Source organism: Arthrobacter sp. CC3 (genome assembly GCF_039907775.1).
Lineage (GTDB): Bacteria > Actinomycetota > Actinomycetes > Actinomycetales > Micrococcaceae > Arthrobacter.
Map to the genome: position 1 here is coordinate 13,081 of NZ_JARCCY010000016.1, position 17,603 is coordinate 30,683.

Below are 17,603 nucleotides of genomic sequence, written 5' to 3' on the forward strand. Positions count from 1 at the left end.
AACGTAAGGGTGGATTCATTGTGCTCCGGCCGCGGGCTGTTGGATAGGGGTGGCCGGTGATACGGACCAGGGCCTCCGGCCGAACGGGCCGCACGTAGAATCGGGTCCTAGATCATGACGACACGGGAGACGCATGAGCACCAGGCAAGTGGGAATCAAGGACGTGGCAGCCGCCGCGGGAGTCTCCATCGCCACCGTCTCCCAGGTCCTCAACAATGTCGCCTACGCCAGGGTGGCGGCCGAAACCCGGGACCGGGTCCATCAGGCCGCCCGCCGGCTCGGGTACGGTCCAAACCGGCTGGCCCAAGCCTTGCGCACCCGCCGTTCGGACGTCATCGGAGTTATTTGTGAAGATATGGCCACGGCCCCGAACTCCGGCCTCGTCATTTTGGGTTCGGTGGAGGCGGCCAAGGTCCGCGGCTACACCATCATGATCATCAACGCCCCGGGCACCGGTCCGGATGGCTCCGGCGATGCGGGCGTGGCCACGTTGATGGACCGCCAGGTGGACGGGATACTTTACGCCGCCAAAGGCCGCCGTCGGCTCCGCGTCCCGGCCGGCCTCGTTGGGCTTCCGGCGGTTCTCGTGGACGCCGAAGATATGGGCCACTCCGTCTCGTCGGTCATCCCGGACGAGGAAGGCGGGGCCCGAACAGCGGTCCAGACTCTCATCGACGCCGGCCACACCAGGATCGGCATGATCACCAGCACCGACGACGTCCCGGAGGCACATTCCCGCCTGCTCGCCTTCAAGGACACGCTGGTGGATGCCGGCCTGGAATTCCGCGCCGAACTGGTCCAGTCTGAGCCCTCCACGGACGCGGCCGGCGGCTATCGCGCCGCCCTCCGCCTGATGCAGCGGGACCGTCGGCCCACAGCGGTGTTCTGCTTCAACGACCTCATGGCCATGGGCCTTTACCGGGCCGCCGCCGAACTGGGTGTCAGCGTTCCAGACGAGCTCTCGGTGGTCGGCTTCGACAACCAGGAGCTCATCGCCGGAAACCTCCATCCGGCCCTCACCACAGTGTCGCTGCCGCACTACGAAATGGGCGCCCGGGCCGTGGAAATACTCATCGACGCCATTGAAGGCAACACCGGCGCGGGGCCGCTAACGGCCCTTCCCGCGGTCCTGCCATGCACCCTGGTTGCGCGAGACTCCGTTGCGCCGCCTTCAGGTCAGGCAGTCACTCCTTGGGCATGATGATCCACAGCGCGATGTAGACCAATTCGCCCACGCCGAACAGGCCGAACAGCACAAAGCCAATGCGGACGAGGGCTGTTGACACACCGAACCTGGCTGCGAGCCCGGCGCAGACGCCGGCGATCATTTTGCCATTCCTGGGCCGAACCAATGCTGCTGTCATGCGGCCACAGTACCAGCCGGGGCAGTGGCCGAGTCCAGAGTCCTTTAGCCCCTAGTCCTGGTGCAGCTGGACGAAGTTCCCGCAGCCGTCGTCCAGCACCACCGAGGTCCCGGTAGGGCCTTCCGCCGGCTCGTCCTGGAAGATGACGCCGAGGGCTGCCAGCCGCTTATATTCGGCCCGCACGTCCGGAACGCCGAACACGATCGCCGGCATCCCGGCGTCGTGCAGGGCGTTCATGTAGTTCGCGCCGATGGGGTTGTCGCTGGGCTCCAGCAGGAGTCCCACGGACCCGGAACTTCCTCCGGCGGAACCTGGATCCTTCACGATGTACAGGTTGTATTCGGGCATCGCCATGAGCGTTTCGAAACCCAGGGTCTCCGTGTAGAACTGGTGGGCCGAGGCCGGATCCTTGACGTGGATGCTGCACATTTTTAGTCGCATGGAGCCTAGGCTACCGGTGCCCCGCCTGGCCCCGGAACGGGGCCGGCCGGCAACGCCGGACGCGCCGCCCGTCAGGAAGTCCTGCCCATTGACGGCCGGCCCTGCCGGGACTCCAATGGAAGTAGCGGAGCCAGCCAGCCCGGACAGGTTCCGTTGGAGGTGGAACGGTGTCTGTCATAACGGAGTCGGTCCCCATGGGACCCCTGCAACTGGCGGTCTGCGCCGCCGTCGTGGTCTGCGGCGTTGCGGGCGCAGTACTTTCGGCGCGTTATCACGCCAGGCGTGACGCCGGACAGCTGACGGACGCCGTCTTCTGGGACGGTTTCGCCGGGCTGGTGATCGTGTTCCCGGCCATCCTGATTCCTTCGCTCGCCTCGCCGTGGCTGGGCTTCGCCGTAGGTTCGCTCGCCGCCGCCACAGCTGCGGCCGCCTACGTGTGGAGTCCCCGTGTCATGGCCTGGCGGGACGCCCGGGTCCACACCGGAACCGCCCGGGCGGAGATCGAAGCGGCAGCGGCTCGGCACCGGACAGTGCTGACCCGGTGGCAGCGCTACGAGCTTGATCCCGCATGCTGCATCGACTACCCGGACATGACCGATGTGCGCCGTCCGGAAACGGCGGCCCTGATCAAGGCGATGAGGGAGGCCGAACGGCTCCGGGCGGCCGAGGCAGCCGGCTACCTTCCCGCCGTCGACCGGCTGGAACATGCCCTGGGCCGGGCGGAAGCCGCCGCGGGCGTGCCCTCCAGGTAAAGCCCGGCCAGCGGACGTTAACTGGTGTGTCGGGAGCATTGGAAAGGCCGGAACCGGCGGCGGTAGCATCCCATAATGGAGCCTTTAGTCACGGACACACGAGACCAGCACGGCAGGTTGCGATCGGACCGGGGAGTCTGGCGGCAGGCAACAACCCTCGCAGCGGCGGGCGAACTCACCGCGAGATGGCTTGAATCCCAGAGCGAATTCCAGCCGGGAACGTTTGCGCCCAGCTTCGATGAGGAGACCCGGCCCATCGCCGCCGAACTCGCGGAGATCAACCGGAACGGCCTCTTCACCAAAGAATCCCAGCCCGGCATGCGCGCCGACGCCGGCCACGCGCAAAGACAATACGTGACCGGCTTTTGCAGCGCGGAGGCGGCCGCTGAACTCATGGCCCTGTCCACCAGGTCCGAGCTCATCACCGTTGGCCATGCCCCCGGTGAAGTGAGCGCCGCGGCCATCCCGGTAACGTTCGACGGCGATGCAGTGGTTACCGTCCTCGGGTCCAGTGAGAGCCCGGTGGACGAGGACCAGCTCCGCGACTGGTCCGACGAAACCAACGAAACGCTGGCCCTCCTTCTCGCCGACTCCTGGTACGTGGAAGTCCTGGATCCGGTGTGGGGCCGGAACGACGTCCTGCTGCCGGAGGTGCTGTCGGCCCTCCGGCAGGTGCCGTAGCTCGGGCGGAGCCGGAGGGACTACAGGTCCACGGTCCCGCTTTCGCCGACGCTCATGCGGCTGTGCGTCACCTTGGATTTGACCCACTGAAGCACCGTGGCGGCCCTGCCGCCCGGACTGGTCCAGTATTCCGCCGAGTCCGAGTCGACCCGCAGCAGCACCACCTCGGGCGTATCCGGTCCGTCCGGGAACCAGGCTTCAACCACCTGGTTCCACATGTCGTGGATTTTCTGCCGGTCGGTGACCACTTCCGCGGTGCCGGCCACGGAGACCCATTCGGTGTTCTTGCCGAAGGACACGTTCACGCGCGGGTCGGCGCGGACGTGCGCCACCTGGGAAGTTTCCGACGACGTGAAGAACCACATGTCGCCGTCGTCCTTGACTTCCTGGACGGCCAGCGGCCGGCTGACCAGCGCGCCTTCTTCGTTGAGGGTGGTCAGCATCCCGATGTGGGAACTGTTGATGATTTCCGTGACTTTGCTGATGCGCTCAGTGTCAGACATGCATTGACCTCGTTCGTATCGAACGGGGAAGTTCCCCGCCAACCCAGCGTATTAGTAAGTTTGCTTACTTTCAACGATTGGCGGGGACTCGTCCGGACCCTTTGGCCACGGCCCTAAGCCGGGGCGCCCACCCTGGCGACGGCGGCAACCCGGGCGGCAGTCAGCTGGCCCATCCGGATGGCGCCGTCCACGTGCTGGTACCCCTCTGCCGCGAGGTCGGAGGAGCTCCAGTAGATGGGACCGACAGGCTGGTGCTGGTCCTTGCCATACCGGTGCAGGCCGCCGAGATCGTAGCTGGAGGCGTACGCCCCGCGGGTCCATTCCTCCGAGCCCCAGTCGGACTCGTAGTAGACCTCGGGTTCCAGCGCCTGGTCCCCCAGGAAGGCTGCGATCGATTCCAGGATGGCGCGGCGGCGGTCTTCGGCACTGAGCTCGAAGACGGCGTCGGCCTTCTCGTCCGAAACGAAACCCACCAGCGTGCCGCGGGAATCCCCGTGGTTGGTGTTGTCGTACACCTCCTGCACCAGCGATCCGGCGCTGAAGCAGGTGCCGGACAGCCCCTCGCCGCGCCAGAACGGCGTCTTGTAGACGGCGTGCACCTTGATGACCAGGCCCAGCGACTGGTGCTGGTGCATCTGGTGCTGGCGGCGCGGCAGCGGCGGGTTGAAGGATACCCGCGAATACAGGTTCGGCGGCACCGCCATGATCACGTAGCGGGCATTGACCGTGGCCCGCTCCGACACCACGGTGACGCTCGGGCCGCCGTCGCGCTCTTCCGTCCAGTTAATGGTCCGCACCGGACTGTTAAGCACGACGTCGTCACCCAGTTCGCGTGCTTGCAGCAGCGACACCTGCTGCATGCCCCCTACAACCCGCTTATCCAGGATGAAGTCCTCATCCGTCAGGTGGCTGAAGGACCCCGCCGAGGCGGCCATCAGGACGGCCTGCAGCGCGGAGAAGGCGTGCGCGGGCTTCGTCAGCATGCCGCCGGCGATGAACAGGCCGATGTTGTTGCAGGCTTCCTCATCTGGCGAGTTCTGCCGGAGCCAGTGGTGGAAGGAGATGGTGTCCAGCTCGCGCGCTTTGGGGTGGGCCCAGGGTTCGGTGGCGCCGATCTCCGCAGCGAGCCCGTCCAGCAGGCCGATCAGCTTGTCCATTTCAGCAGCCGTGGTGCCACTGACCGGGAAGGAGTCTCCGGTGTAGCGGGTCTTCCTGCCGTCGGCACCCACGTAGATGGATTCACCATCGCGGTAGCGGGAGTACGTTTCCAGCCCCAGTTCGTCCAGGAGTTCCAGCAGCACCGTCTGGTCCGGCGAGACCCATTGGCCCCCGATTTCCAGCATGGCGCCGTCAACGGTGTCCGTCCAGGTGCGGCCGCCCACGCGGTCCCGCGCTTCCAGCACGGCGACGCTGAGGCCGGCTTTCTTCAGTTCACGGGCCGCAGTGAGACCCGAGGGGCCGGCGCCTACGACGACGACGTCGCGGTCAAGTTCCAGCATGATGTCCTCTCCGTGGCCGCTCGAGTGATGCGGACCACTAAATGAATGCCATTCATTTATAATGACTATAGCGGTTCCAGCACCGTCACGGAAGAGCTCAGTGGAATAATGCTGGGGACCCCGCCAGCAGAAAGGCCAGCGATGCCGGCAGCCGCCCGTCCGAACACCAAGCCCCCAGTGGCACCGAGGGACGCCGCGCCCCGCGTGGCCGCGGCCCCGGCGAAGCGCCGCGCGGGCAGGCCGGCCACAGCGGTGCTGGATCAGGCAGTGATTACCTCGGCAGCGCTGCAGCTCATCGGGAAGAGCGGCTACGACGGCCTCACCATGGCTGCACTGGCCCGCTCACTGAATGTGGCGCCGTCGGCCCTGTACAACCACGTGGCGTCCAAACGGGACGTGCTGGTCCTGGTGGAGGACCACCTGGCCGCCCTGGTGGACGTGTCCGCCTTCGGTGCTGAACCGTGGGATGAAGCCGTAAGGCGGTGGGCGTGGAGCTACCGGGATGTCTTCTCCAAGCACACGCCGCTGATCCCGGTGATCGCGGTCCTGCCCGTCACGGATGCGCCGCAGACCCTGGCCATGTACGAGGCCGTCAGCCAAGGGTTGCGGGAGGCCGGCTTCCCGGAGGAACGCATCATCTCCTCCATCGTGGCGCTGGAGTCCTTCATTTTCGGCTCGGCCTTCGACGTCACCGCCCCCGCGGACATCTTCGATCCGGGCAGCATGGCCGAATCCACGCCCAGTTTTACGGCCGCGGTTCGCAGCCTCGCCGAACAGGGCCACGAAAAGCCTGCCGATGCCGCCTTCAGCCTTGGCCTGGAGGCGTTGATTTCAGGGCTGGGTGCCTTGCGGCGGTAGCCGGCCGGCGGTCAGTCGGCCTGCGGCGGTAGTGGACTCGGTCAGTCGGCCGGCCGCGCGCGTGGCAGCCGGAGGACGGTGAATCCGTCGCTGTGCAGGAACATGGCGCGGCCCCGGCCGTCGTTCTGGACAACCCAGAACACACTGCCGTCGAGGGCAAGCATGTCCACGCGGCCGGACGCGACGAGCCCGCCATCGCGGTAGATCTCCACCTCGTCCTTGCGTGAAAGCTTCACCCAGTTGGGCATCGGTTCCAGGGGGCGGGTTCCAATGCGGGGCTGGCGGGCCGGGTGCTGCGGGCCGGCAGGGCGCCGTCGGGGGTTGCTCGATGCCCGGGCGGGCGCGTTCACAACAGGCGCGTTCACAGCAACGGTCATGGTGTCCTCAGGTGTTTGGATGGCTAAAAAGGTGCGGAAAGGGGCGGCCGCGGCCTTATAGAAGGTCGCGTACCGCCCCTTGGATGCAGACTGAACGTTTAGAAGCGCGCGCCGTTAGAAGTGCGCGCCGTCAGCCTTGACGGCCAGGACGGGCCGGTCGGCCTGCATCAGGATGCGCTGGGCGTGGCTGCCCAGGATGAACTTGCCCACCTGGGAGCGGTGCCGCAGGCCAATGACGATCAGGGACGCATTCGCTTCACGGGCCACCTCCAGGAACTCATCGGCAAGGTCGTGGTGGTACGGCGGCTGGATGATCTTTGCCGTGACGCCGGCCTCCTCCGCACGCTTCGCGGCCCGCGCCAGGACGTCCTCTCCCGCCACGGTCTTGTCCACCAGCGCGCCTTCACGGGCGGAGTTGACGATCACCAGGTCCTCGTTGCGGAGGGTTGCCTCGGCGATGCCCGCCGTGAGCGCGGCCTCGCCTGCAGGTGTGGGAACGAATCCGACGATGATGCTCATACCTTCTCCTTGATTTTGGTGGGTGCGGGCTCCACAGCCGCGGAGGCTTTGCGCTTGGCCAGCATGGACTTGAGCGCCGGAAGCACGGCCACCAGCACGAACACCGCGAGCAGCGTGGCGGAGATCGGGCGGCCGAAGAAGCCCATGGGGTCGCCGCCGAAGACCAGCAGGGAGCGGCGCATGGAGCTTTCCAGGAGTTCGCCGAGCACAAACGCCAGCACCAGCGGCCCGGGTTCAAAACCGAACTTCTTCATCAGGTAGCCCACGATGCCGAAGACCACCACCAGCGAGACCTCGAACATGCTGTTGTTGATGGTGTAAGCGCCCAGCAGCGTGATGAGGGCGGTGACGGGAGCAAGGATGGCGGCGCGGATGCGGAGGATCTTCACGAAGATTCCCACAAGCGGCAGGCTCATGATCAGCAGCAGGACGTTGCCGATGTACATCGAGTTAACAACACCCCAGAAGAGCTCCGGATCCTGTTCCACGAGCTGCGGTCCCGGGGTTACGCCCTGGATCAGCAGGGCACCGAACATCAGCGCCATGCTGGCGTTCGCCGGTATGCCCAGGGTCAGCAGCGGGATGAAGGATGACGTCGCTGCCGCGTTGTTGGCTGTTTCCGGACCTGCGACTCCTTCGGGGGCTCCCTTGCCGAAGCGCTCGGGCTGCTTGGCCCGTTTTTTCTCCATGGCGTAGGACGCCATCGACGCGATGGTGGCGCCGCCGCCGGGGAGGATGCCCAGGAAGAATCCCAGGACGGAGCCGCGCCCGATTGCGCCGGAAGCCTGCTTGAGTTCTTTGCGTGACGGCCAGACGTTGGCCACCTTGGACGGCGCCTTGGCGGCGCGGTGCCGTTCTTCGAGGTTGTAGAGGATTTCGCCGAGGCCGAAGATGCCCATGGCGATCGGCACGAAGTCGATGCCGTCCGCCAGGTCAAGGCTGCCGAAGGTGAAGCGGCTTTCGCCGGTGAAGATGTCCCGGCCAACCGTGGCCAGGAGCAGTCCGAGGGCTGCTGCGATGAGTGCCTTGGCCTTGGCGCCGCTGCTGATGGTGGCCACCAGGAGGATGCCCAGGAGGGCCAGCGCGGTGTACTCCGGCGGTCCGAAGTCCAGCGCGAAGCTGGCCACAACCGGTGCCAGGAAGGTCAGGCCGATGATGGCCGCGGTGCCGCCGACGAAGGAGCCGATGGCTGCCAGGCCCAGGGCCGTGCCGGCCTTCCCCTGCTTGGCCATCTGGTAGCCGTCGAAAACGGTGACGACGGACGACGCCTCACCGGGCAGCCGCAGGAGCACGGAGGTGATGGTTCCGCCGTACTGGGCACCGTAAAAGATGCCCGCCAGCATGATGATGGCGGTGACGGGCTCCACGTTGTAGGTGAGCGGAAGGAGGATGGCGATGGTTGCCGCGGGCCCCAGTCCGGGCAGCACCCCGATCAGCATTCCGATCACGACGCCGATCAGGCAGTACAGGAGGTTGGTCGGCTCCAGGACAACGGCGAATCCGTTGATGACGGGATTTAGAATATCCACGGGGGTCTCCTAGAAGAGGTGGGGGATGGAGGTGCCGAGCGCCAGCACGAAGATGCCGTAGAACGCCGCGACGACGATGGCGCTGATGAGCACCGTGGAGCGCCAGGTTTCGCCGCCCAGGAACCGCATCCAGATGATGCACAGCACCAGCGCCGGCAGTTCAAAGCCGATGAGCGGCATCACGGCCACCATGGCGGCGAGCGTCACCAGGCCTGTCAGCGGGGAGATGGACATGCGGGTGAACTTTTCCGCGTCCCTGTTGTGCCGCCCGGCAATCAGCTGGAACAGCCCAAGGGCCACCATGACGCAGCTGATGATGAACGGCCACAGTCCGGGCTGCGGTGCCGACGGCGTGCCGAGTCCCATGGCAACGGACAGGATGACGGCGCCGATGCCGACGCCGAGGACCACCAGGGATGAGGCCGCATTCGCCAGGGGGCCGGCGGCCGGCGGTTTTTCGTCTTCCCACTGCGCGGCCAGCTGTTCCGGCGTCAGGTCGTCCTCGACCACCGGGTCCGCGGAGGTTTCCTTCACTGGAATCACTTCGTTCCGCTGAGGCTGATGTCGTACTTCTCAACCAGGGACTTGTACTTGGCGGCGTATTCCTTCCACTGCGTGACCACTTCCTCGCCGGAGATCTCCTTGGGGGTCAGCATGTTCTTCTTGTTGAACTCCTGGTAGGCCTCCGACTTGAAGGTCTCCTTGAAGGCTGCAAGCAGCTTGTCCTTCGCAACCTGCGACGTTCCCTTGGGAGCGGCCACGGCACGGTACTGCGCGACGGGAACGTCGTAGCCGGATTCCTTGGCGGTGGGAACGTCCGGGAGGAAGGTGTTGCGCTCCTCGGAGAAGACCAGCAGCGGGGCCACCTTCCCGGCCTGGATCTGCGGCATGGCTTCACCCAGCTGGATGGTTGCCAGCTCCACCTGGTTTCCCAGGACGGCCGTCAGGGCGGGCTTGCCGCTGTCGAACGGAACGTCGGTACCCTGCACGTTGGCCTGCTTGAAGAGCACGGTCTGTGCCAGTTGGCTGCCGGTGCCCACGCCCGTGGTGCCGAACGTGATGTTGCGGCCCGCGCCGGTCACGTCCTTGATGGACTTGAAGCCGGACTGGGTGCTGGCAACCAGGACGTAGTCGTCCTGGGAGAGGCCGGTGATGATGTCCAGGTCGTCGATGTTGACGGCTTCTTCCGCCGTGACCGCCAGCGGCGTGATGGTCACGAGCGACGCCGTCACGAGCAGGAGGTTCTGCCCGTCGGCAGGCTTGCCCGCCACTTCCTTGGTGGCGAGGGCGCCGTTCGCGCCGGGCTTGTTGACCACCGGCATCGGCGTACCGAGCGTCTTGGAGGCGCCCTCAGCCACGGCCCGGGCAATCAGGTCGGTACTGCCGCCGGCCGCCTGGCCGACGGTGACGCTAATCGGACCGCTGGGGAATTTAGAAGAATCCGTGCTCCCGCCGGCAACGTTGCCGCAGGCGGTCAGTGCCAGGAGCGTCATGGCGGACGTCGCTCCGAGTACGGCTCGGCGGGTGGGGAAGTGCATCATTGGAACTCCTCGTTGGCGCTATCGGGCTACGCCCAAATACGTTTGTGAACCGGATCACTGCCGGTCGGCTGTATCGAGTGTAGGAACCCACTATGATGCATGTCTAAGCCCAAATATGCATCGAGTGATACCCGGAAGGCATCATGTTTACCTTTGACCAACTGGCGGGATTCATCGCCGTAGCTGAGGAACTCCACTTCGGGAGGGCCGCGGAACGGCTCAACATGACCCAGCCGCCGCTGAGCCGCCAAATCCAGAAGCTGGAAAAGGCCGTAGGTGCCGAACTGCTGGAACGCGACAACCGGAAAGTCCAGCTGACGGCCGCGGGACGGGCCTTCCTGGAGGAGGCCCGCCGGCTGATGGCCCTGGCCAGCCGGGCACCCGTGACGGCGCGGCGGATTGCATCGGGGCGCTCAGGCCTGCTCCGGATCGGCTTCACGGCCGCGAGCGGCTTCAGCATCCTTGGCCCACTGCTGGAGGAGATTAGTGCAACACTGCCCGACGTCGACATCGACCTGCAGGAGCTCGTGACGGGCGAGCAGATTGCCGGACTTTTATCCGGTGAGCTCGACCTCGGACTGGCAAGGCCGCCCTTTGACAACGAAATCTTCGACTCACATCTGCTTTACCGGGAAGCCATGGTCCTGGCGGTGCCGTCCGGCCACCCGCTGGCTGAACTCAACAGGGACATCACCGAAAAGGACCTCCGGGACGAGCCGCTCATCATGCACTCCTCCACCCAGGCCCGGTACTTCTATGACCTGGTGGTCCGGATGTTCCCCGTCCAGCACGCCAACGTGGTCCACACGGTCAGCCAGATCCTCACCATGGTGTCCCTTGTTGCCGCCAAGCGCGGCGTGGCCTTCGTTCCGCACTCGGCAACCCTGCTGGGCGTCCATGCGGTGGAATTCCTCCCGCTCGAAAGCAGCGTGAACGACCCCGTGGAACTGCACGCCATCTGGACCCGCAACATCACCAACCCCGCACTCGCCCTGGCCCTGAGGACCCTCGACTTCCAGGAGAACTGAACCGTCGCGCCGGAACAGCCACTGGAACGCCACGTTCCCATGCCCGCCCGCACCATGCACGAAGGGTATCAATGCATACAAAAATGAACTTAGACAGGCATCACATGGCTCCCTAGGCTGAAGGAGAAAACATCTACTGCCGCACCGACGCGGCGCCGACATGGAGGACTCATCGTGGCCAAACATTCACCCCAGGAACTTGCCAGCGTTCTCAAAGACGGGCTGCTCTCCTTCCCGGTGACCTCGTTCGATTCGCAGCTCCAGTTCGACGAAGAGAACTACCGCAAGCACCTTGCCTGGCAGGCCAGCTACCCGGTGGCGGGGCTCTTCGCCGCCGGCGGCACGGGCGAAGGGTTCTCCCTGACGCCGGCTGAATCCGCCCGCGTGGTCCGCGCCGCCGTCGAAGAAGTCGGCAGCACCGTTCCCGTCCTGGCATCCGCCGGCGGGTCCACGGCCCAGGCCATTGAAAACGCGAAGGCCGCAGAGGCCGCCGGCGCGGAAGGCATCCTGCTGCTGCCGCCGTACCTGACGGAAGCGGACCAGGGCGGCCTGATCGAGCACGTCAGCGCCGTCTGCAGTGCCACCTCGCTCGGCGTCATCATCTACAACCGCGCCAACGCGATCTACAAGGACACCACCGTGGCCACCCTGGCAGACCGGCACGAAAACCTGATCGGTTTCAAGGACGGCGTGGGCGACCTCGAACACGACGCCCGCGTTTACGCCAAGCTCGGTGACCGCCTGTTCTACCTTGGCGGCCTCCCGACGGCCGAGACCTTCGCCCTGCCGCTGCTGCAGCTGGGCATGAGCACCTACTCCAGCGCCATGTACAACTTCGTCCCGCAGTTCGCCCTGGACTTCTACCAGGATGTCCGCAACCAGGACCGCGTGGCCGTCAACAAGAAGCTCAACGACTTCGTCATCCCATACCTGGACATCCGCGACCGGGTCAAGGGCTACTCGGTGTCCATCGTCAAGGGCGGCCTGGATGCCATCGGGCGCTCGGCCGGCGGCGTCCGCCCGCCGCTGCAGAACCTGGCGCCGCAGGACCTCGCCGACCTCAAGGCACTTATCGCCACTGTTTCCTGACCCACCGTCTCCTGATCGATCCCCTTCCTAGGAGTTACCACCGTGACACTCACCGGACATTCCCTGATCGCCGGGCAGCCCGTGGCAGGCGAAGGCAAAGCCGCCTTTGGCTTCAACCCCGCCAGCAACGAACAGCTTGAGCCCCCCTACACCCTGCTCACCGAGGACCAGCTGAAGGCAGCCACGGCTGCGGCCGCCGACGCCTACCCGTCCTTCAGCACCCTGGACCCCGAGACGCATGCCGGCTTCCTGGAAGCCATCGCGGACAACATCGAGGCCATCGGCGACGAACTCATCATCCGCGCCGGCCAGGAGACCGGACTGCCCGCGGCCCGGCTGCAGGGCGAGCGGGCCCGCACCACCGGCCAGCTCCGCCTGTTCGCGAACGTGGTCCGCCAGGGCGATTTCCGCGGTGTCCGCATCGACCCGGCCCTGCCGGAACGCACCCCGCTCCCCCGCGCCGACATCCGCCAGCGCCAGATCCCGCTGGGACCCGTGGCGGTGTTCGGTGCCAGCAACTTCCCGCTGGCCTTCTCGACGGCGGGCGGAGACACCGCCTCGGCCCTCGCCGCCGGCTGTCCCGTGGTCTTCAAAGCCCACAACGCCCACCCCGGCACGGGCGAGCTTGTCGGCCAGGCCATCGTCAAAGCCGTCCGCGATTCCGGGCTCCACCCGGGTGTGTTCTCGCTGATCTACGGACCCGGCAGCAGCATCGGCCAGGCCCTTGTGGCGGACCCGGCCATCAAGGCTGTGGGCTTCACCGGTTCGCAGAGCGCCGGCATCGCGCTGATGCGCACTGCGGCAGCCCGGCCGGAGCCCATCCCGGTCTACGCGGAAATGTCCTCACTCAACCCGGTCTTCGTTTTCCCCGGCGCCCTCAGCGGCTCCGCCGAGCAGATCGACGCACTGGCACAGCAATACGTCACCGCCGTCACCGGCAGCTCCGGACAGCTCTGCACCTCCCCCGGCCTGCTGTTCGCCCCCGCAGGTGAGCTGGGCGACAAACTGGCTGCCGCCGTCGGACGCGCAGTATCCGCCTGCGCCGGCCAGACCATGCTGACCGCAGGCATCGCCGGCTCGTGGAACACCGGCGCCGAGGCGCTCGGATCCGCCGACAACGTGACCGTCGTCGGCCAGGGAACCACCGGCCCCACCGAAAACGCGCCGGCCCCCACCATCTTCGGGACCGACATCGCCGACTTCGTGTCCAACCACGTGCTGCACGCCGAGATCTTCGGCGCCGCGTCCCTGGTGATCCGCTACTCCACCGCCGATGAACTGATCGACGCCATCAACCGGCTTGAGGGACAGCTCACGGCTTCCCTGCAGCTCACCGAAGAGGACTATCCGACGGCGGCGCAGCTGCTGCCCGCCCTCGAACAGAAGGTGGGGCGGATCATCGTGAACGGCTGGCCCACCGGCGTCGAAGTGGGCCATGCCATGGTCCACGGCGGCCCCTTCCCGGCGACGTCGGACACGCGTACGACGTCGGTCGGCACCCTGGCGATCAACCGCTTCCTCCGCCCGGTCGCCTACCAGAACCTGCCCCAGGAACTGCTCCCGGCTCCGCTGCAGGACGCCAACCCGTGGCACCTGAACCGCAGGATCGACGGTACGGTCGAAGCCGCAGCCGGCGCAGAAGATAAGGTCAACGCATGAGCACCCAGCCCACCATCGCCAAGGTTGAGGTAGTTCCCGTCGCGGGGTACGACAGCATGCTGATGAACCTCAGCGGCGCGCACGGACCGTTTTTCACCCGCAACGTGGTGATCATTACCGACTCGGACGGACGCTCCGGCCTCGGCGAGGTCCCCGGCGGCGAGAAGATCCGCACCACCATCGAGGAGGCCGGGGCCTTCATCGCCGGCAAGCCCGTGGCCCGCTACCGTTCCCTGTTGCGGGAAATCGCGGCCGAGTTCGCGGACCGCGACGCCGGCGGCCGCGGGCTGCAGACCTTCGACCTCCGGACCACCGTCCACGCCGTCACCGCCGTCGAATCGGCCTTGCTGGACCTCCACGGCCAGTTCCTGGGCGTCCCGGTGGCCGAACTGCTCGGTGACGGGCAGCAGCGCTCCTCTGTTCCGATGCTCGGCTACCTCTTCTTCATCGGCGACCGCCGGCGGACGGACCTGCCGTACCTAATGGAGGATGCGCCGGCGGACCGCTGGGAGCGGCTGCGCCGGCAGGAAGCAATGACACCCGCTGCCGTGGTGGCCCTGGCTGAAGCCGCACAGGAACGGTACGGGTTCAGCGACTTCAAGCTCAAGGGCGGCGTGCTGTCCGGCGACGACGAAGTGGACGTGGTCACCGCACTGGCCAAGCGCTTCCCCGAAGCCCGCGTCACGCTGGACCCGAACGGCGGGTGGCTCCTCGAGGAAGCCATCCGGCTCGGCAAGCGGATGCAGGGAGTTGTGGCCTACGCCGAGGATCCGTGCGGCGCCGAAGGACGGTTCTCCGGCCGCGAGGTCATGGCGGAATTCCGCCGCGCCACCGGGCTCAAGACGGCCACCAACATGATCGCCACGGACTGGCGCGAAATGTCCCACGCGATCCGCAGCAACGCCGTCGATATTCCGTTGGCGGACCCGCACTTCTGGACCATGCACGGCTCCGTCCGGGTGGCGCAGCTCTGCCACGAATTCGGGCTCACCTGGGGCTCGCACTCCAACAACCACTTCGACATTTCGCTGGCCATGTTTACGCACACCGGTGCAGCGGCCCCCGGCGAGATCACCGCGCTGGACACCCACTGGATCTGGCAGGACGGCCAGGGACTGACCAAGAACCCGCTCCAGATCAAGGACGGCGCCATCGAGGTTCCGGCTGCGCCCGGCCTGGGCATCGAGCTGGACCGCGATGCCTTGGACAAGGCTCACCAGTTGTACCTGGAGCACGGGCTGGATGCCCGCGACGACAGCATCGGAATGCAGTACTACATCGACGGCTGGTCCTTCGATCCGAAGCGCCCGTGCCTGGTGCGCTAGGCGTCCTGCGATAGAACTGAAGCTTCCGCACGGCCGGCCCTCCTAATGCAAAGGAAGACGGCCGTGCGGGACCCAAGACCTACAGATAAATAGAAGGGCGCACTTTTGGGCGGCGTTGTCTCCGGAATACTCATCGTCTCCGCTGTGATTGCCGTGGGCTATTTCGCCGCCCGCTTCCGGATCCTGGGACCGGAAGTCCAGGGCGCACTGACCCGCACCGCCTATTACGTGACCAACCCGGCGCTGCTGTACACAGTGGTGGCCGGCAGCGACATCCGGGCCGCCCTCGGAACGGATGCCCCGCTGGCGCTGCTCTCGGCGGCGATAGTGGGGCTTCTTTACTGCCTGGCCAGTTTCCTGTTTTTCCGGCGGCCCGCAGCCGAGACCGCCGTGGGCGCCATGGCCAGCAGCTACGCCAACGCGAACAACATCGGCATTCCGGTTTCCTTGTATGCAGTGGGCACGGCGCAGCACGTGGCCCCCGTGCTGCTGGTGCAGATCCTGGTGATGGCGCCGTTCTACCTCACGGTCCTGGGCCTGGTGTCAGGTGCGCGGATTTCGTGGCGGAAAGTGCTGCTCCAGCCGTTCGCCAACCCCATGATCATCGCCTCCGCGCTGGGCGTCGTCGTTGCCCTGACGGATTGGAGCGCCCCGGACCTCGTGCAGAAACCCATCGACATGCTGGCCGGGGGTGCCGTGCCCATGGTGCTGCTGGCCTTCGGGCTGTCCCTCGCCGGCCGCGCCCCGTTACAGAAGGACGACGGCCGGGTTGAAACGCTCGTGGCGACGTTCCTGAAGATTGCCGGGATGCCGGTGGTTGTCTGGGTCCTTGGCCGGTTTGTCTTCGGACTGGAAGGGCAGCATCTGCTGGCAAGCGTCATCATGGCAGCCCTTCCCACGGCCCAGAATGTGTTCCTCTTCGCGTCGCCGTACGGCCGAGGCATGACCGTGGCCCGCGACGTCATTCTCTGCACTACCGTGCTGAGCGTCGGTGCGCTGCTCGTGGTGGCGTGGCTGGTTCGGTAGGGCCGGGGCCGGGTTAGTGCCAACGGTGCGGGGGCCTGCGGGCCCTCCAAAAGGCCCCAGTCCCCTGGCGCACCCTGTCGTAGTCCGGGATTAACGCCAGGGAGGAGGGTTTTTAGCAATGATCTCCGGGGTGAGGATCATCCCGCCGAAATCGGCCCGTGCCTGTGCCAGTATTTCCGGATCCGGGTCGATATTGGCGCACCAGAGCTGGAGATCTTTGGCCTCGACCAGATGCTTGCCTCCACCAAGGCTGGTGATGTTCCAGCCGGAGAGGTCGTTGGCGTGTTCCAGGTGGGCGTCGGTGAGGAGCTGGATTCCGTGGGCGTCGGGGACGTACTGCCCGTTCAGGTGCCTGTTGTAGCGGACATGATATTCCTCGACGTGGGGAAGAGCCGGCCTGGCACCGGCGAGGTCACCCCAGCTGCTCGGGGCGGCGCTGTATTGGACGAATGCCAGGTCCGTTTCTGCAGGGAACGCTGTCATGGCACGGACGACCTGGGCCAGCCGGTCCTGCCAAGATATGGTGTCGTCCACAACCCCGTAACAGGCCCGGCCCAGCGGGCTCATCGACGCCCAGGTGAAGCGGCGCGGCTCGGACCGCAGGTAGGCCACCCTGGCCATAGCGAATTTGATCGCACCGGCTGCCAGTGCCTGCCCAACGTTCGGGTTCCTGGTGCGAGTTTGGTGGATCCGGCGTGACAGGTAAACGTCGGCGTCCTCGAAGCGGCCCCACGCCGTGGCGGCTTCGGCGATTTGCGCTGTAAGGTCCGTCGGGACGTGCCAGGCGCGGCGTTCTTGCTCGGCGTCCAGAAGCGCCAGATCATCGGTCTGGTAGGACACGAACGCGTTCAACTGGAGCGGCACGTCCACCGCGCCGCTCAACCATTCCGGGAAAAACGCCTCCGGCGCGGCGGCGACCCTCCCTGATTTCCCGAGGGTCTCCAAATGTTGGGCGAAAGCAGCGAACCAGGCGCGCACTCCTTCCTCGGTCCCGGCCCTGATCATCAGCGCCACCGGACCGGCGTCCGAATCCGAGACCCCTGCTGTGAAAACGTCATCGCCCCAGCCTGCGTCATCGACGGCCTGGTTCGCCATCTGGACGGCTGCCTCAACTGCCTCAAAGACATCCTTCGAACCACGGGGCCGGAACTGCAGCCACAGTTCTTCGTACTGGGCCTTCCGCCACGCCTTTGACAGGGCAGTCCAGACAATCTCGACTTCGGCTCCCGGCATCCGATTCCCCAATCCGCAGTTCTTCCACAAGTCTCCGGCGAACCTACCTGATTCCATTGCCAAAAGGGGCGCTTGCGATCAACAACGTGTCTCATAATCTTGCCAATGCGCTGGCCTATCAGCCGTCGCAATCCCAGCCCCAAGTCGCGGCCCAAGGATGCCGCCGCCGCCAGCCGCTT

At 66.1% G+C, this 17,603-nt stretch carries 19 protein-coding genes; 9 read left to right on the forward strand and 10 right to left on the reverse strand.

Going from position 1 to position 17,603, the window contains the following annotated elements; all coding sequences use genetic code 11:
- The first annotated feature begins 133 nt into the window (after positions 1–133).
- The gene (locus PV761_RS11445) at positions 134–1,201 is read left to right on the forward strand and encodes a LacI family DNA-binding transcriptional regulator (protein ID WP_347896823.1); all 1,068 of its coding nucleotides are present in this window, start codon (positions 134–136) and stop codon (positions 1,199–1,201) included.
- Here the strand turns inward: PV761_RS11445 and PV761_RS11450 are convergent.
- Both PV761_RS11450 and PV761_RS11455 read right to left on the reverse strand, forming a co-directional pair.
- On the reverse strand, positions 1,185–1,364 hold the full coding sequence (locus tag PV761_RS11450) for a PspC domain-containing protein (RefSeq protein WP_051629032.1): 180 nt from the start codon (positions 1,362–1,364) through the stop codon (positions 1,185–1,187). The two genes, PV761_RS11445 and PV761_RS11450, sit on opposite strands and share 17 nt — an antisense overlap.
- Before the next feature lie 51 nt (positions 1,365–1,415).
- Positions 1,416–1,805, reverse strand: coding sequence for a VOC family protein (locus PV761_RS11455; RefSeq protein WP_028272292.1), 390 nt, complete (start codon positions 1,803–1,805; stop codon positions 1,416–1,418).
- Between the two features lie 167 nt (positions 1,806–1,972).
- Between PV761_RS11455 and PV761_RS11460 the strand changes: the two genes are divergently transcribed.
- The gene (locus PV761_RS11460) at positions 1,973–2,557 is read left to right on the forward strand and encodes a hypothetical protein (protein WP_347896826.1); all 585 of its coding nucleotides are present in this window, start codon (positions 1,973–1,975) and stop codon (positions 2,555–2,557) included.
- Between the two features lie 75 nt (positions 2,558–2,632).
- The gene (locus tag PV761_RS11465) at positions 2,633–3,238 is read left to right on the forward strand and encodes a hypothetical protein (RefSeq protein WP_347896828.1); all 606 of its coding nucleotides are present in this window, start codon (positions 2,633–2,635) and stop codon (positions 3,236–3,238) included.
- 20 nt (positions 3,239–3,258) lie between these two features.
- On the opposite strand, the gene PV761_RS11470 is transcribed toward PV761_RS11465, so the two are convergent.
- Positions 3,259–3,741 carry a pyridoxamine 5'-phosphate oxidase family protein gene (locus PV761_RS11470; RefSeq protein WP_028272295.1) on the reverse strand — a complete coding sequence of 161 codons (483 nt, stop codon included), beginning with the start codon at positions 3,739–3,741 and terminating at the stop codon, positions 3,259–3,261.
- A gap of 113 nt (positions 3,742–3,854) precedes the next feature.
- Positions 3,855–5,240, reverse strand: a complete 1,386-nt coding sequence (locus PV761_RS11475) for an NAD(P)/FAD-dependent oxidoreductase (RefSeq protein WP_347896830.1) — start codon at positions 5,238–5,240, stop codon at positions 3,855–3,857.
- Positions 5,241–5,348: 108 nt separating this feature from the next.
- Here PV761_RS11475 and PV761_RS11480 point away from each other — a divergent pair, with 108 nt between their 5' ends.
- Positions 5,349–6,098, forward strand: coding sequence for a TetR/AcrR family transcriptional regulator C-terminal domain-containing protein (locus PV761_RS11480; protein ID WP_028272297.1), 750 nt, complete (start codon positions 5,349–5,351; stop codon positions 6,096–6,098).
- 41 nt (positions 6,099–6,139) lie between these two features.
- On the opposite strand, the gene PV761_RS11485 is transcribed toward PV761_RS11480, so the two are convergent.
- From PV761_RS11485 to PV761_RS11505, 5 genes are all read right to left on the reverse strand, one after another.
- A complete protein-coding gene (locus tag PV761_RS11485; RefSeq protein WP_347896832.1) occupies positions 6,140–6,475 on the reverse strand; it encodes a hypothetical protein in 336 nt (111 codons plus the stop codon).
- Positions 6,476–6,589: 114 nt separating this feature from the next.
- Positions 6,590–6,994, reverse strand: a complete 405-nt coding sequence (locus PV761_RS11490; RefSeq protein WP_347896834.1) for a universal stress protein — start codon at positions 6,992–6,994, stop codon at positions 6,590–6,592.
- Positions 6,991–8,523 carry a tripartite tricarboxylate transporter permease gene (locus PV761_RS11495; RefSeq protein WP_347896836.1) on the reverse strand — a complete coding sequence of 511 codons (1,533 nt, stop codon included), beginning with the start codon at positions 8,521–8,523 and terminating at the stop codon, positions 6,991–6,993. The genes PV761_RS11490 and PV761_RS11495 overlap by 4 nt, the downstream gene beginning before the upstream one ends.
- 9 nt (positions 8,524–8,532) lie before the next feature.
- A complete protein-coding gene (locus PV761_RS11500; RefSeq protein WP_231511333.1) occupies positions 8,533–9,057 on the reverse strand; it encodes a tripartite tricarboxylate transporter TctB family protein in 525 nt (174 codons plus the stop codon).
- Positions 9,058–9,062: 5 nt separating this feature from the next.
- The gene (locus PV761_RS11505; RefSeq protein WP_347896838.1) at positions 9,063–10,064 is read right to left on the reverse strand and encodes a tripartite tricarboxylate transporter substrate binding protein; all 1,002 of its coding nucleotides are present in this window, start codon (positions 10,062–10,064) and stop codon (positions 9,063–9,065) included.
- A gap of 143 nt (positions 10,065–10,207) precedes the next feature.
- Between PV761_RS11505 and PV761_RS11510 the strand changes: the two genes are divergently transcribed.
- The 5 genes from PV761_RS11510 to PV761_RS11530 all read left to right on the forward strand — a co-directional run bounded on the left by PV761_RS11510 (position 10,208) and on the right by PV761_RS11530 (position 16,191).
- The gene (locus PV761_RS11510) at positions 10,208–11,092 is read left to right on the forward strand and encodes a LysR family transcriptional regulator (protein WP_028272303.1); all 885 of its coding nucleotides are present in this window, start codon (positions 10,208–10,210) and stop codon (positions 11,090–11,092) included.
- Between the two features lie 174 nt (positions 11,093–11,266).
- Positions 11,267–12,181 (forward strand): 5-dehydro-4-deoxyglucarate dehydratase, encoded by a 915-nt coding sequence (gene kdgD, locus PV761_RS11515; RefSeq protein ID WP_028272304.1) that lies wholly within the window; start codon positions 11,267–11,269, stop codon positions 12,179–12,181.
- 42 nt (positions 12,182–12,223) lie between these two features.
- On the forward strand, positions 12,224–13,840 hold the full coding sequence (locus PV761_RS11520; RefSeq protein ID WP_347896841.1) for an aldehyde dehydrogenase (NADP(+)): 1,617 nt from the start codon (positions 12,224–12,226) through the stop codon (positions 13,838–13,840).
- Positions 13,837–15,165: an enolase C-terminal domain-like protein gene (locus tag PV761_RS11525; protein WP_347896843.1), complete on the forward strand. Its 1,329-nt coding sequence runs from the start codon at positions 13,837–13,839 to the stop codon at positions 15,163–15,165. Before PV761_RS11520 ends, PV761_RS11525 begins: the two co-directional genes overlap by 4 nt.
- 105 nt (positions 15,166–15,270) lie before the next feature.
- Positions 15,271–16,191, forward strand: a complete 921-nt coding sequence (locus PV761_RS11530; RefSeq protein WP_347896845.1) for an AEC family transporter — start codon at positions 15,271–15,273, stop codon at positions 16,189–16,191.
- A gap of 90 nt (positions 16,192–16,281) precedes the next feature.
- Here the strand turns inward: PV761_RS11530 and PV761_RS11535 are convergent, their stop codons facing one another.
- Positions 16,282–17,424 carry a hypothetical protein gene (locus PV761_RS11535; RefSeq protein ID WP_347896847.1) on the reverse strand — a complete coding sequence of 381 codons (1,143 nt, stop codon included), beginning with the start codon at positions 17,422–17,424 and terminating at the stop codon, positions 16,282–16,284.
- Positions 17,425–17,603: the final 179 nt, after the last annotated feature.